This is a genomic window from Oryzibacter oryziterrae, assembly GCF_021864535.1.
In the GTDB taxonomy this organism is placed as follows: domain Bacteria; phylum Pseudomonadota; class Alphaproteobacteria; order Rhizobiales; family Pleomorphomonadaceae; genus Pleomorphomonas; species Pleomorphomonas oryziterrae.
Genome location: NZ_JAKJIC010000017.1, coordinates 23951 through 37714, shown reverse-complemented (window position 1 = coordinate 37714; position 13764 = coordinate 23951). Strand labels below are relative to the sequence as shown.

The window sequence follows — 13764 nt, the reverse complement described above, 5'->3', positions numbered from 1 at the left end:
GCACTTAATGGAAGGACGCATTGAACAGAAGCGACGCGGGAGCGTCGTAAATGCGCAGACATCGGGGAAATACAGCGAAGAAACCCGTCAGAATTGTCGAGCCGGATGTCAGCGATGAAGGGGTGTAGCTCGTCTGTGGACGTGTCGCAAGCGGCCGCGTGGTTCTGTAGCCGCTTGATGTGCTGCTACAAATGGAAGCGGACTGATACCAAGTGGCATTGAAAATAACTCTTGGTATTCCGTATTCGAATTTCTCATGCCTTTGACGCAAATGAGAAATTCGAGTTGGTATGAGATGGTTGGATTGACCGGCAATATCAGGCCGGCTCCCTCGCAGGGGAGTCGTTTTGGTCCAAGATCATCTGCCGAAGAAAGATGTAACTCCAAATACTGGCATGACGACAGCTTTTCCAAGCGCGCCGAATTTTAAAGGACGCTTATAGGCAGGAGATATGTCTTGTCGCTGGGCTGGTTGATCCAGCGACGGCCTCGAATTGAAGAGGTCGAGCCAGTGGCAGCGACGCGCTGCTGTTGCCGCCGGTCCCTCGCAGGGCCGGCCGATTTCATTTGGGTGTCGGCCTCACAGCCGCGCGCGTCGAAGGGCATGCGCCCAGGCGGCGCGACGGGGCTGGCGATCGGTGTCGGCCAGCTTCGGCGTAAAGCTGCTGCCGCCGCGATCGAGGCTGCGGAGGCCGTCCCAGGTGAAGAGGCCCGCCGAGAGGCCGGCCAGATGGGCGACGCCGAGGGCGGAGAGTTCGGCCGTATCGGTGCGCTTGACGGTGAGGCCGGTCATGTCGGCCTCGAATTGCATCAGTTGATTGTTGCGCGTCGGGCCGCCGTCCACATGCAGGCAATCGAGTGCCACGCCGGAGGCGCGCACGGCGTCGAGCACGTCGGCGATCTGGTGGGCGATGGACTCGAGCGCTGCGCGGGCCACTACATTGCGGCTGGTGCCGAGCGTGACGCCGGAGAGGAGGCCGACGGCGTTGGCGTCCCACCAGGGGGCGCCGAGGCCGTTGAAGCCGGGGACCACATGGACATTGCCGGCGTCCTCGACGCTCTCGGCGAGCCTGGCCAGTTCGCCGGCGCTGATGCCGAGGAGATCGGCGACCCACAACAGCGTCGAACCGGCCGAGCGGATGTTGCCCTCGAAGGCCAGCACCGGCTTGTCGATCCACCAGGCCAGCGTCAGGCAGACGCCGGTGTCGAGATCGGCGGGCGAGGTGGCGGCGGCGTCGATCAGGCCCATCACCGAGGAGCCGGTGCCCTGCGTCGCCTTCACCGAACCCGGCGTGAAACCGCCATGGGCGAAGAGCGCCGAATGGCTGTCGGCCATCACCGCGCCGACCGGCACGCCGTCGGGCAGCGGCGCAAGGCCGCGCGCCCCGGGGAAGGGGCCGGTGGACGGCACGATGTCCGGCAGGGCGGCGCGCGGAACGTTGAAGATTTCCAGCAGGCGGTCGTCATAGGCGGCCCTGGCCACATCGACCAGCTGCATGCGCGAGGCGTTGCCGGCCTCCACCACATGCGGTCCGCCGAAACGCGACAGCAGGAAGCTGTCGATGGTGCCGATGGCAAGTTCGCCGGCCCGCGCGCGGCGACGGTCGGGATCGATGCGGTCGAGCAGCCACTTGGCCTTGGCGGCCGAGAACATGGGGTCGAGCGGCAGGCCGGAGAGGGAGCGGATCAGTCCGGCATGGCCGGCGGCGCGGATGTCGGCGCAGATGCCCTCGGTGCGCTGGTCCTGCCAGGACAGCACCGGCGTCAGCGCCTCGCCGGTTTGCCGATCCCAGATGACGCAGCTTTCGCGCTGGGTGGAGATGCCGATGGAGACGACATCGCCGGCGCCGCCGTCCTTCAGCGCGTCGGCGACGGCGGCCTGGACGGAAGCCCAGATTTCTCCAGCGTCCTGTTCGACCCAGCCCGGATGCGGCGTCGCCTGACCGAGCGGCGCCTGGCCGCGGGCGACGACGGTGGACTGCGCGTCCACCAGCAGGCACTTGGTCGACGAGGTGCCCTGATCGATGGCGAGAACCAGCGGCTTGCCCATGACTTACCCCTTGAGGTCCTTGACCGCCGCGACGATGCCGGCCCGGCTGAGGCCGAAATGATCGAGCAGGAACTCGGTGCTGCCGGTCGGCGCAAAGCCGGGCACGCCGAGCATGCGCATCTTCACCGGATGATGCCTGACCACGGTCTGCGCCACGGCGGCGCCGAGACCGCCTTCCACCATGGCCTCCTCGACGGTGACGATGGCGCCCGTCTCGCGGGCGGCGGCGATGATCGCCGCTTCGTCGATCGGCACGATGGAGGACATGTTGATGACGCGGGCGGAGATGCCCAGCGCGGCGAGGTCGTCGGCGGCGTCGAGCGCGCGGGTGACCAGGATGCCAGTGGTGATGAGGGTGACGTCCCGGCCCTGCCGCACCACATTGGCCTTGCCGAAGCTGAAGGGGGAGGACTGGCCGGCGCTGACGTCCGGCACCTTGAAGCGGCTGATGCGCAGGAAGGACGGCTTGTCATAGCCATAGGCCCAGCGCACGGCCTCGGCGGTCTGTTCGGGATCGGCGGGCACGATGACGGCGAGGTCGGAAATGGCGCGCAGCCAGCTCAGATCCTCGATGGAGTGATGCGTCGGCCCCAGTTCGCCATAGGCAAGGCCCGGGCTCATGCCGCAGAGCACCACGTGATAGCCGTTATAGGCGCAGTCGGCCTTCACCTGCTCGAGCGAGCGACCGGTGAGGAAGGGCGAGGCGGAGCAGACGAAGGGGATGAAGCCGCCGTTGGCGAGCCCGGCGCCGACGCCCACCATGTCCTGTTCGGCGATGCCGACATTGATCAGGCGGTCGGGGAACTCCTTCTGGAAGGCGGTGAGATTGGACGAGCCGACGCTGTCGTTGCAGACGGCGACGACGCGGTCATCCTGGCGGGCGAGCGCGATCAGCGCCTCGGCGAAGGCCTGCCGGCAGTCGAAGGTTTGCGGCTTGGGGACGACGGCATTCATCAGGCAAGCTCCTTGAGCGCCAGCGCGACCTGTTCGGCATTGGGCACCTTGTGGTGCCATTCCACGCGATTTTCGATGAAGGACACGCCCTTGCCCTTGGTGGTGTTGGCGACCACGCCGAGCGGCTTGCCCGAGGGGGCGCGGGTGAAGAGTTCGTAGAGCGCGGCGTGATCGTGGCCGTCGATCTCCAGCGTGTCCCAGCCGAAGGCGGCGAACTTGTCGGTCAGGGGATCGAGCGTGTTGGTGTCTTCGGTGCGCGCGCCCTGCTGCAGGCGGTTGCGATCGACGATGGCGACGAGATTGTCGAGCTTGCGGTGGCCGGCGGCCATGATGGCTTCCCAGTTGGAGCCTTCCTGCATCTCGCCGTCGCCCATGACGACGAAGGTGCGCCAGTTCTTGCCCGACAGGCGTGCGGCGATGGCCGAGCCGACGGCGATCGGCAAGCCGTGGCCGAGCGGGCCGGTGTTGGCCTCCACGCCCGGAACCTTGCGGCGGTTCGGGTGGCCGTTGAGACGCGACAGCGGCTGCATGAAGGTTTCAAGCAGATCCCATTCGATGAAGCCGCGCAGCGCCAGCACCGAATAGAGGGCGGCGGCGCAATGGCCCTTGGACAGGATGAAGCGATCGCGCTCGGGCCACAGCGGCGCGGCCGGGTCGAGCTTCAGCACGGCGCCGAACAGCGTCGTCAGGATGTCGGTGACCGAGAGGTCGCCGCCGATATGGCCGAGCTGCGCGGCATTGATCATGCGCACGACCGAGCGCCGGATGGACTTGGCGGCCGTGGCGAGGGCCGCGGCGCGTTCCGTGGGAGAGAGGCCTGCGAGATCGGCAGGCGCCAGACTTTTTTCAGGGTCGAAAGGTTTCACGTCGGTGATCCTGTCGGATTGAATAAATATTCCGTATGGGATTGATTTTCATGTTAGGTCTTGCGGACCGGCGCGTCAAGGAGGGATCTGGGTGAAACGGCAGGTGACGCTTTGGCGCTGAGCCGGCGTGGCATCGGGAATCCGGCAGGCGGAGAGGCATCAGAATCAATGCCTTGATCTTCTGCGGCCCGATGCGGGCGATTGCTACGCCCTCCCCGGTGCGCGCCGGCCTGCCACTGAGGGGCGTGGCGCGTGCAAAAAGATTACTCAAGCGAGATTCTTGCCAATGCGGCCTAGTTCTGTCACTTTATACAATAGAGAATAGATATTCAAATGAGGCGAATCGTCAGGGTTCGCAACGACGGGCGAAAGGCAGCGGCGGGAGCCGGCGACAATGAGCAGGATCTACGAACTCAGGCTGATGACGCGCGTGGCGCAGCTCTACTATGCCAACCGGCTGAAACAGTCGGAGATTTCCACCCGTCTCAACATCTCCCAGGCGACGATTTCGCGGTTGCTCAAGCGCGCCGAACAGGAGGGCATCGTCCGCGTCACCATCACGCCGCCGCGCGGCACCTTCCCCGATCTCGAACAGGCGCTGCGCGATCGCTACGGCCTCACGGAAGTGGTGGTGGCCGATTGCTTCCAGGAAGCGGAGGATCAGATCCTGCGCGCCATCGGCGAGGCGGCGGGCCATTATTTCGAATCCACCATCGGCGATGACGAGGTGATCGGCCTGTCCTCCTGGAGCGCGTCGCTGCTGGCCATGGTGGAGGCCATCCATCCGCTCAAGCGCGCCAAGGCCAAGAAGGTGGTGCAGCTCCTGGGCGGCATCGGCAATCCCGTGGTGCAGAGCCATGCGACGCAGCTGACCACGCGTCTGGCCGCGCTGACCGGGGCCGAGCCCATGCTGCTGTCGGCGCAGGGCGTCGCCGCGTCCGCCGCCGCCAAGCTGATCATGGTGGGCGACGCCTATGTGCGCGCCACCATGGAGCAGTTCCGCCACATCACCGTGGCGCTGGTCGGCATCGGCGCGCTGCAGCCCTCGCTGATGCTGTGGAACTCGGGCAACAGCTTTTCATCCGACGAGTTGCATGATCTCGAGGCGCGCGGCGCCATCGGCGACGTCTGCCTGCGCTTCTTCGATGCCGCGGGGCGTCCGGTGACCGGCTCGCTCGACGAGCGCGTCATCGGCATGTCGCTGGCCGAACTTGGGAAGGTGCCGCGCGTGGTCGGGGTTGCCGGCGGCGCGCGCAAGCTGGACGCCATTCGCGGCGCCCTGCTCGGCCGCATCGTCAACGTGCTGATCACCGACAAGTTCACCGCCGCGCGGCTGACCGACCAGGACATCAGCTGAGGGTGTCCGGAAGGCGCCTTGGCGCCCTCCGACGGGGTCTCGGGTCACGCTCGCGCCCGCACCGGGCCGGAGCGTCAGCCAATCAGGGCTTCGGCTGGGACAGCACGGCGGGCTTTGCCGCCTGCGCGTCCAGCGTCTTGACCACGGTGCCGAGGCCGGCATGGGTGACGCAGACGCGGATCTCGCCGGCGCCGCGGGCGATCACCCAGAAGCCGGTGGAGCCGCCGACCAGCGACAGGAGCTCCGGTCCGACCAGCTCGCCCGGGCCTTCGATGGTGACCCGCACCGGCTCGAACATGTAAGGCAGCCGGTTGCCGACCTGATCGACCACGCGCACGATGACGGGCAGGCTGTCGCCGGTGATGATCTGCGGCGCATCCGGCGCCACGACGAGGGCGCTCGCCACCGGATCGGCGACGAAATCGGCCTTGCACACCGCCTTGCCGTCCACATAGCCGGTGAAGGTGACATTCTGCCAGCCCATGCCCCAGTGGCCGAACTCCTCGTTGGGATAGTCCTCGCGGCGGATGATCACCGGCGGATGCGGCAGATGCGGATAGGTGGCGCGATCGGGCGTGAAGCGGCGCGTCGGCATGTTGCCGCTCGACAGTTCCACCTCGTCGCAATTGGTCAGGATGATCAGCGGCAGCACGCCGCCGTGGTTGCGGTCGCCGCGCGTCCAGGAGGTGACGGGCTTGAGGACCGGAACGTCGGTCGGCTCGCACTGGCTGGCATAGGCGAAGGCGGCGAACTTGGGCTCGCGGAACATGTCCATCACGCCGTGATGGCAGATGCGGTCGCCGGAACCGAAGTCCTTGTGCGTGTTGTAGTCGAAGGCGCACCAGCCGATGGCGCCGGCGATCTCCGGATCGCCATAGGCGGCGTTCAGCACGTCGAGATGGCGCGTCACATGCTCGGCCTGGCGCTGTTCCTGGTCATAGACCTTGGTGGGGTACATGTGACCGTTGAACTCGGTGATCATGTAGGGAACCGCGTGATCGAGCCCGGTGACTTCCTTCTGCGGCCGCAGCGGCGTCCGCGGACGGTTGCCGCCGATCTCTTCCATGCCGAGGATGAAGTCGTTCATGGCGTAGACGTCTTCCAGCATCTCGCTCTCGACGATGCAGCGCACGCCGGAGGTGGGGCGCGTCGGGTCCATCTCGCGCGCCAGGCGGTTGGTCTCGGCGTAGAAGGCGTGATGGTCCTTGGATTCGTTGACGCGCACGCCCCAGATGACGATGGACGGGTGGTTCCAGTCGCGACGGATCATGTTGCGCACGTTCTCGATCGACGCCGCCTTCCAGGCCTCGTTGCCCACATGCTGCCAGCCGGGGATCTCCTCGAATACGAGCAGGCCGATCTCGTCGCAGCGGTCGAGGAACCAGCTCGACTGCGGATAGTGCGAGGTACGCACCATGTTGAGCTTCAGCGTATCTTTCAGAATGTCGGCGTCGCGCTCCTGCGCGGTGCGGCCGAGGGCATAGCCCACATAGGGGAAGGACTGGTGGCGGTTGAGGCCGCGCAGCTTGAGCGGCTTGCCGTTGAGGCGGAAGCCCTCGGTGGTGAACTCGACCGAACGATAGCCGAAGCGCACCCGGCGCTCGTCGACGCCGTGGGGCGTGTTGAGGCGCACCACCATCTCGTAGAGATAGGGGCTGTCGAGGTCCCACAGGCGGAGGTCACGCTGCGGGGGGAACTCCAGCGTCACCTGTTCGTCTTCGATGGCCAGCCAATAGCGCGTGACCTCGTTGCCCTCGGCGTCCATCAGATAGCCCGTGACGCAGCCTGAAATGGGCATGTCCGCGGGATTGGCGAGCGCAACGGCGACCTTCGTGCCCTTGAGCGGGCCGAGCACGTCGGGCGTCTCGACCTTGAAATTCTCGATGAACACCTTGGGCGTCACGCGCAGCCAGACGTCGCGATAGATGCCGGCATAGGTGAGGTAGTCGATGCGGGCGCCGAAGGGCGGAATGGCGGGGTTCTCGGAACCGTCGATCTTGACGGTGATGAGATTTTCGCCGGGCTTGAGGTGATCGGTGAGGCGCGCTTCGAAGGGCGAGTAGCCGTCGGGATGGGCGACGATCTCGACGCCATTGAGATAGACGACGCTGTCGGCCATCGCCCCGTCGAACACCAGATAGACTTCCTTGCCGGCCCAGTCGGGATCGGCGGTGAAGCGCTTCTGGTAGGTGAAGGGGCGCCAGTAGCTGGCCTCGTCGAAATAGGCGAAGGGCAGATCGACGGCATTGTGCGGCAGCGCCACTGCGGCGCCGTCCTGCACTTCACCGGCGCGTGCGGGGTCGAAGCCGGCCAGGAAGGTCCAGCCGTCGTTGAAAGCAGCTATAGAGCGCATCAGTTCACCTTATTTCACTGACCCGAGCATGCCGGCCACGAACTGGCGCTGCAGCACGAAGAAGAGGATGAGTGTTGGCAGCGTCGCGAGGATGGTCGCGACGAGGATGACGCCGAAGTCGGGCGTATAGGCCGAGGTCAGCGCGGAGATGACGAGGGTGATGGTCTTGTGCTCGGGCGTCTGCAGCACGATCAGCGGCCACAGGAAGTTGTTCCAGCTGAGCATGAAGACGATGATCGTTGCCGCCGCGTAGGTCGAGCGCATGGAGGGCATGTAGACGTAGAGGAAGATCTGCCATTCCTTCAGCCCGTCGATGCGCGCGGCGTCGCGCAGCTCGCTGGGGAAGGCCTTGGTGGCCTGGCGGAAGTAGAAGATGATGAAGATCGACGCGAGGCTCGGCAGCAGCACGGCGATGAAGGTATTGGCCAGCCCCGCCGAGGAGACCATCACGAACAGCGGCACCATCAGGGCGGCGAAGGGGATGGAGAGCAGCAGCAACAGCAGCGCGAAGACCTTTTCGCGCACGTGCGAGCGGAACATCTCGAAGCCGTAGCCGGCCATGGAAGAGATGAGCAGCGTCAGCACCGTGCCCACCACCGCAAGGCCGGCCGAGTTGAGGAATACGCGGCCGACGTCCACCTGCGCCAGCAGGTTCTCGATGTTGGCGATCAGGTTGGCGCCGAAGCTGGTCTTGCCGCGGATGACGTCGGCAGAGGTGTTGGTGGCGCCGACGACCATCCAGTAGAAGGGGAAGATCGAGGCAAAGGAGGCCGCCGCCAGGATGGCGTGCACCAGCGCGCGATTGGCGAGTTTTCCGGCGGGGATCATGATTTTTCCCTCGCGACCATGAACTGCAGGAAGCTCAGCACCGCCACCATCGCCACGATCACGTAGGACACGGTGGCCGAGTAGCCGAAGCTCGGCATGAACTGGAACGTCAGGTTGTAGATGTAGAGCGACAGCGTCAGCGTGGCGTCGCCCGGTCCGCCCTGGGTGATGTTGTTGACCTCGTCGAACAGCTGCAGCGTGCCGATGGTGGAGATGATCGAGGTGAACAGGATGACGGGCTTCAGCAGCGGCACCGTCAGGCGCAGGAAGCGGGCGCGGGCGGGGATGCCGTCGATGCGGGCCGCTTCATAGATCGACTGGTCGATGTTCTGCAGCGCCGCCAGATAGAAGATCATGTTGTAGCCGGTCCAGCGCCAGGTGATGGCGAGGATGATCATCACCTTGGCCCACACCGGATCGGTCAGCCACTGGATCGGCTCGGCGATGAGATGCAGCGCCAGAAGCGCGTTGTTGACGACGCCGTCGGCTTCGAACATGGAGCGGAACAGCGCCGAATAGGCAACCAGGGAGGTGACGCAGGGCAGGAAGATGGCGGTGCGATAGAAGCCGCGGCCCCACAGCTTGCTGTCGTTGAGCATGACCGCGAAGATCAGCGCCAGCACGATCATGATGGGCACCTGCACCACGAAGAAGATGCAGGTATTGGTGAGCGCATGCAGGAAGACGCGATCGCCGAACAGTCTGATGATGTTGGCAAAGCCGCCGAAATGCAGGTTGGAGCCCTTGCCCACCTGCAGGCTGATCCACAGCGACCAGAGGATGGGGTAGACAAGGAATATCCCGAGTAGCGCCAGAGCCGGCATGACGAAAAGCCAGCCGTTCACCTGTTCGCTGCGGGCGATCTTCGAGCGCGCCAAGGGAGTGTCTTTCATTCGATGAAGGCAGAGGCGCCGGTCGGTCGGCAGCAAGGTAGGGGAGAGCGGTTTCCCGCTCTCCCGCCTCGCGGCGATCTTCAACCGACCGGTCTGGTGGAGGTCTCGGCGCGGATTACTGGACCTGCTGTTCCACCCGGTCGTTGATCGCCTTGAGCGCCTCGTCGACGCTGCCGCCCTTGGCGATGGCCGGCAGTTGCTCCTGGATGGCGGAGTTCACTTCCTGGGTGAAGGTGCCGTAATCGACCGCCGGCACCTGGCCGAGCCACTTGGCGAAGTTCTCCCACACCGGCGCACCGCCGAAGAACGGATCGACCGCCTTGTAGGCGTCGCCATCGCGGGCGGCAAGCAGGGAGGAGATGGCGCCCTGCTTCACCAGGATGCCCTGGTAGAAGTCGACGTCATTGGCCCAGACGGTGTTCAGGAAGTCGATGGCGGTCGCCTTTTCCTTGGCCGAGGAGAAGACATACCAGCTCGAACCACCCCAGTTGGAATAGTGGGTGGCACCGTCGACGCCGTCGAGCTTGGGCAGCGGGGCGATGGCCCACTTGCCGGACTGATCGGCGTTGGCCTTGATGGTGCCGGTCATCCAGGCGCCGGAGACCACGGCGGCTACTTCACCCGAGGTGAACGCGCCGGTATAGGCCGACCAGCCGGACACCGGCTTGACGATGCCGGCCTTCCACAGCTTGGAATAGGTGTCGAGCGCGGCCTTGAGCGGGGCATTGTCGAGAATGTCGGGCTGGCCGTCGGGCGTCAGGAACCACTTGCCGGCCGACTGCATCATGGCGCGGACCACACCGGCCTCGCTGAAGTCGAGGTCGAAGAAGTCATGGCCGGTCTTAGCCTTGACGTCGGTGCCGATCTTGATCAGCTGGTCCCAGGTGATGTCTTCAAGGTCGGCGGGCTTGTAGCCGGCCGCTTCCAGATAGTCGGTGCGGTAGAACAGGCCCGTGACGCCGGAATCGAAGGGCACCGAGTAGGACTTGCCCTCGAAGGTGGCGGCGGCGACCTTGTAGGGGGCGAACTTCTTCATGTCGATGGCATCCGACAGCGGCTCGAAAGCGCCCGGGAAGGCCTGCAGGAAGCGCTGCGCATTGTCGTCCTGGATCAGGACGATGTCGGGCAGGCCGTCGGTCACCTTGGCCAGGAGCTGGGTCTGCAGCTTCTGCTTGATGTCATTCTGGGCGATGTTGTCGATCGTGATCTTCACGTCCGGATGCAGCTTGTTGTAGCGGGCAGCGGCCTCCTGCATGGCCGGGACGTTGAAGTCCGGATCCCAGCACCAGACGGTGAGTTCGGTGGCCGAAGCCGACGCGATCATCCCCGACCCGACGAGCAGGCAACCGATGGCGCTTCCCAATGCAGTGCTGAACTTCCTCATGTTCGGTCCTCCCAGAAATCTGAAGCCGCCGCAGGTAAAGACTGCCCGAGACGTTCAGTGAAAAATGCAGCTCAATAATCAGTGAAATTTCACTAATGTCAATTCCGGTTTCTCCCCGCACCGAATTTATTTCCGGGCTTCGTATGTTGTGATTGCGGAATGCACCTGAGACTATTCCTGCGGGTATGGTGCGTTTTTTCAATCGACTTTGGCAGATGGTACGCTATTTTGCACCGCGGCACCGATCGCAGTTCGATTCGGCAGAATGTTGTCGCCACAGCGGTTTGACAGGTGACTTTTGCTGCTGAAAGGCGCAAAATTTCCTGAATCTTGCGTCGTGGCAGACACTCTTTGGCGAAAGCGTCGGGGGCTCAACAGCGATTGCTGCGGCCGTGTCTTGAGCGTGTCGCTGCCCCGTAGGTCACCCGAGGACCCTTACAAAACCGATCTGATGGACGATGGCCACTCTCAAGACAATTGCGAAAGCAGTCGGGGTTTCCTCGACCACCGTGTCCCGGGTTCTCAACTCCGACCAGACGCTGTCGATCTCCGAGCAGAAGCGCCGGGCGATCATCGAGGCGGCGGCCGCGATGAACTATGCGCCGCCGCGCGTGCGCAACAGCGGTGGCCGCAATGCGCTGAAGCGCATCGCGCTGGTGCATTTCCTGCGTCCCGAGCATGAGCTCATCGACCCCTATTACGTGTCCGTCCGCCTCGGTATCGAGAGCCGCTGCCAGACGCTGAAGATGGAGACGGTGCGGGTCTACGCCGACACCATGCCCGAGCCGGCCCTGCTGGAGAATGCCGCCGGCGTCATCGCCATCGGCAGCTTCGAGCCTGATTATGTGGACTGGCTGCAGCGCTATGGCCGGCAGCTGGTGTTTGCCGATTCCATTCCGCCGGGCGAGGAGTTCGACGCGGTCGCCAGCGATCTTGCGGTGGCCATGCGCAAGCTGCTGACGGCGCTGGGCACCAAGGGCTACCGCCGCATCGGCTTTGCCGGCTGGATCGGCCAATCGGAAACCGACCCTTACGGCGAAGTGCGCTGCCGCACCTATGCCAGCTGGATGGCCGAGCATGGCGGCTTCGATCCGGCCCTGTGCGCCACCGAACAGAGCCCCGACCACAACAGCGAGGCGCTCGGCTATCGCATGGCCGAACGGCTGATGGCGCAATCGCCACGGCCGGACGCCATCATCACCTGCAACGACAATGTGGCGATCGGCGTCTATCGCTATCTGCAGGAAAAGAGCATTGCCATCCCCGGCGACGTGGCCGTGGCGAGCTTCAACGACATTCCCACCGCGCCCTTCCTCAACCCGCCGCTGACCACGGTGCGCCTGCCCGCCGAGCAGATCGGCGAAGTGGCCGTCGACCTGCTGCTCGAACGTCTGGCCGGGCGCACGCTGGTCAAGCAGATCACGCTGGCGAGCCAGATCGTCTGGCGCGGCAGCGTCTGACCGCTCCGGCAGGTCAGAGCGTCACGCCCGACTTGAAGATGACGATCTCGGCGATGCCGTTGATCTCGTTGCGCGTGGGCTTGCCGCTCGCCACGTCGAGGACGAAGCGGGCGAAATCGGCGGTCATGCCGGTCACCGTGGTCTCGCCGGTGGCGATCGGGCCGGCGTTGAAGTCGATCCAGTGCGGCTTGTTGGCGGCCAGCGTCGAATTGGTGGCGATCTTGGCGGTGGGCACGATGCCGCCCAGCGGTGTGCCGCGTCCCGTGGTGAACAGCACGATATGGCATCCGCTCGCCGCCAGCGCCGTCACCGCGACGCCGTCATTGCCGGGGGCGGAGAGCAGATTGAGGCCGGGCTTCACCACGCGATCGGTGTATTTCAAGACGTCGCGCACGGTGGAGAGGCCGGCCTTCTGGGTGCAGCCGAGCGACTTTTCTTCCAGCGTCGAGATGCCGCCGGCCTTGTTGCCGGGCGAGGGGTTCTCGTAGATGGGCTGCTTGTTGTCGAGATAATATTGCTTGAAGTCGTTGATCAGCGCGACGGTCTTGTCGAAGACCTCGCGGCTCTCGGCGCGGTCCATCAGCAGCTGTTCGGCGCCGAACATTTCCGGCACTTCCGTCAGCACCGTGGTGCCGCCAAAGCCCGTCAGCCAATCGGAGAAGGCGCCCAGCAGCGGGTTGGCAGTGATGCCCGAGAAGCCGTCCGAGCCGCCGCATTTGAGGCCGACGCGCAGGCGGTCGATGCCGACCTCCTCGCGCCTGTCGGAGGCCATGGTGCGGGCCAGCTCGGCGCAGGCGGCGAGCGCCGCCTCCACTTCGTCGCCCGCCTCCTGCGTCGTCAGGAAGCGCACGCGGTCCGGATCGGGCAGCGTCAGACCCTCCTGGAAATAGGCCTTGGTGTTGTTCTCGCAGCCAAGCCCGAGCACCAGCACGCCGCCGGCATTGGGATGGGTGACGAAATTCTGCAGGATGCCGCGGGTGTTGGCGAGGTCGCCGCCGAGCTGCGAGCAGCCGTAAGGATGCGTCAGCGCCAGCGCGCGGGCGCCGTCGGGCAGCAGGCCGCGCTTTTCCACCTCGGTGGCGATGCGCTGGGCGAGGCCGTTGATGCAGCCGACCAGCGGCACGATCCACAGATCGTTGCGGATGCCGATGTCGCCGCCCTTGCGGACGAAAGCCGGGAAGGTCGGCACGGAGGCATCGACGCGGGCGACCGGGGCGGGCGTGCCGAAATGATAGTCGAGCACGCCGCCGAGCGCGGTCTTGAGGTTCTGCGTGTGCACATGCTCGCCCGCCGCGATGTCGGCCGTGGCGATGCCGATCACCGAGCCGTATTTGATCACCTTGTCGCCCGCCGCGATCGGTTTGACGGCAAACTTGTGCCCCTGGCCGATGTCGCCCGCGAGCGTCAGGCCGAAGCCGTCGATCGCGGTGCCGCCGGCCAGCGGCTCGAGGGCAACGGCGACGCTGTCGTCGGGATGGATCTTGAGCACGAGCGACATGGTGGTCCTTTGCGTTCTGATGCCGACTGGCGTTGAAACCGGACGTCGATGTTCCACCGAGGGCAATCGCGTCAGCAGCTATCCCGGATGGGCTCGTTTGAACCCCTCTCTCCCACTCTCC

At 65.1% G+C, this 13764-nt stretch carries 10 protein-coding genes; 2 read left to right on the top strand and 8 right to left on the bottom strand.

From position 1 onward, the window contains the following. Nucleotides 1-580 precede the first annotated feature (580 nt). Genes L2I41_RS16795 through L2I41_RS16785 form a run of 3 tightly spaced genes read right to left on the bottom strand, consistent with a single transcriptional unit; the run spans nucleotide 581 to nucleotide 3843 of the window. The gene (locus L2I41_RS16795; RefSeq protein WP_237154736.1) at nucleotides 581-2050 is read right to left on the bottom strand and encodes an FGGY family carbohydrate kinase; all 1470 of its coding nucleotides are present in this window, start codon (nucleotides 2048-2050) and stop codon (nucleotides 581-583) included. A 3-nt stretch (nucleotides 2051-2053) separates the two neighbouring features. After that, a complete protein-coding gene (locus L2I41_RS16790; protein WP_237154735.1) occupies nucleotides 2054-3004 on the bottom strand; it encodes a transketolase family protein in 951 nt (316 codons plus the stop codon). Then, nucleotides 3004-3843: a transketolase gene (locus L2I41_RS16785; protein ID WP_390634384.1), complete on the bottom strand. Its 840-nt coding sequence runs from the start codon at nucleotides 3841-3843 to the stop codon at nucleotides 3004-3006. Before L2I41_RS16785 ends, L2I41_RS16790 begins: the two co-directional genes overlap by 1 nt. Before the next feature lie 421 nt (nucleotides 3844-4264). Between L2I41_RS16785 and L2I41_RS16780 the strand changes: the two genes are divergently transcribed. Further along, nucleotides 4265-5227 carry a sugar-binding transcriptional regulator gene (locus tag L2I41_RS16780; RefSeq protein ID WP_237154734.1) on the top strand — a complete coding sequence of 321 codons (963 nt, stop codon included), beginning with the start codon at nucleotides 4265-4267 and terminating at the stop codon, nucleotides 5225-5227. An 82-nt stretch (nucleotides 5228-5309) separates the two neighbouring features. On the opposite strand, the gene L2I41_RS16775 is transcribed toward L2I41_RS16780, so the two are convergent. From L2I41_RS16775 to L2I41_RS16760, 4 genes are all read right to left on the bottom strand, one after another. Beyond that, nucleotides 5310-7580, bottom strand: coding sequence for a glycoside hydrolase family 2 protein (locus tag L2I41_RS16775; protein WP_237154733.1), 2271 nt, complete (start codon nucleotides 7578-7580; stop codon nucleotides 5310-5312). A 9-nt stretch (nucleotides 7581-7589) separates the two neighbouring features. After that, complete coding sequence (locus tag L2I41_RS16770; RefSeq protein WP_237154732.1) at nucleotides 7590-8408, bottom strand: carbohydrate ABC transporter permease; 819 nt, start codon at nucleotides 8406-8408, stop codon at nucleotides 7590-7592. Next, nucleotides 8405-9232: a carbohydrate ABC transporter permease gene (locus L2I41_RS16765; protein WP_390634382.1), complete on the bottom strand. Its 828-nt coding sequence runs from the start codon at nucleotides 9230-9232 to the stop codon at nucleotides 8405-8407. Before L2I41_RS16765 ends, L2I41_RS16770 begins: the two co-directional genes overlap by 4 nt. A gap of 184 nt (nucleotides 9233-9416) precedes the next feature. Then, complete coding sequence (locus L2I41_RS16760) at nucleotides 9417-10685, bottom strand: ABC transporter substrate-binding protein (RefSeq protein WP_237154730.1); 1269 nt, start codon at nucleotides 10683-10685, stop codon at nucleotides 9417-9419. Nucleotides 10686-11143: 458 nt separating this feature from the next. Here L2I41_RS16760 and L2I41_RS16755 point away from each other — a divergent pair, with 458 nt between their 5' ends. Next, nucleotides 11144-12145 carry a LacI family DNA-binding transcriptional regulator gene (locus L2I41_RS16755; RefSeq protein WP_237154729.1) on the top strand — a complete coding sequence of 334 codons (1002 nt, stop codon included), beginning with the start codon at nucleotides 11144-11146 and terminating at the stop codon, nucleotides 12143-12145. Nucleotides 12146-12158: 13 nt separating this feature from the next. Here the strand turns inward: L2I41_RS16755 and L2I41_RS16750 are convergent, their stop codons facing one another. Continuing rightward, the gene (locus L2I41_RS16750) at nucleotides 12159-13643 is read right to left on the bottom strand and encodes a UxaA family hydrolase (RefSeq protein ID WP_237154728.1); all 1485 of its coding nucleotides are present in this window, start codon (nucleotides 13641-13643) and stop codon (nucleotides 12159-12161) included. Nucleotides 13644-13764: the final 121 nt, after the last annotated feature.

Excerpts from the sequence above, each read along its gene's own strand:
- L2I41_RS16765 (WP_390634382.1), bottom strand. The coding sequence starts at position 9,232 with ATGCCGGCTCTGGCGCTACTCGGGATATTCCTTGTCTACCCCATCCTC.
- L2I41_RS16755 (WP_237154729.1), top strand. The coding sequence starts at position 11,144 with ATGGCCACTCTCAAGACAATTGCGAAAGCAGTCGGGGTTTCCTCGACC.
- L2I41_RS16760 (WP_237154730.1), bottom strand. The coding sequence starts at position 10,685 with ATGAGGAAGTTCAGCACTGCATTGGGAAGCGCCATCGGTTGCCTGCTC.
- L2I41_RS16780 (WP_237154734.1), top strand. The coding sequence starts at position 4,265 with ATGAGCAGGATCTACGAACTCAGGCTGATGACGCGCGTGGCGCAGCTC.
- L2I41_RS16775 (WP_237154733.1), bottom strand. The coding sequence starts at position 7,580 with ATGCGCTCTATAGCTGCTTTCAACGACGGCTGGACCTTCCTGGCCGGC.
- L2I41_RS16750 (WP_237154728.1), bottom strand. The coding sequence starts at position 13,643 with ATGTCGCTCGTGCTCAAGATCCATCCCGACGACAGCGTCGCCGTTGCC.
- L2I41_RS16790 (WP_237154735.1), bottom strand. The coding sequence starts at position 3,004 with ATGAATGCCGTCGTCCCCAAGCCGCAAACCTTCGACTGCCGGCAGGCC.
- L2I41_RS16795 (WP_237154736.1), bottom strand. The coding sequence starts at position 2,050 with ATGGGCAAGCCGCTGGTTCTCGCCATCGATCAGGGCACCTCGTCGACC.
- L2I41_RS16770 (WP_237154732.1), bottom strand. The coding sequence starts at position 8,408 with ATGATCCCCGCCGGAAAACTCGCCAATCGCGCGCTGGTGCACGCCATC.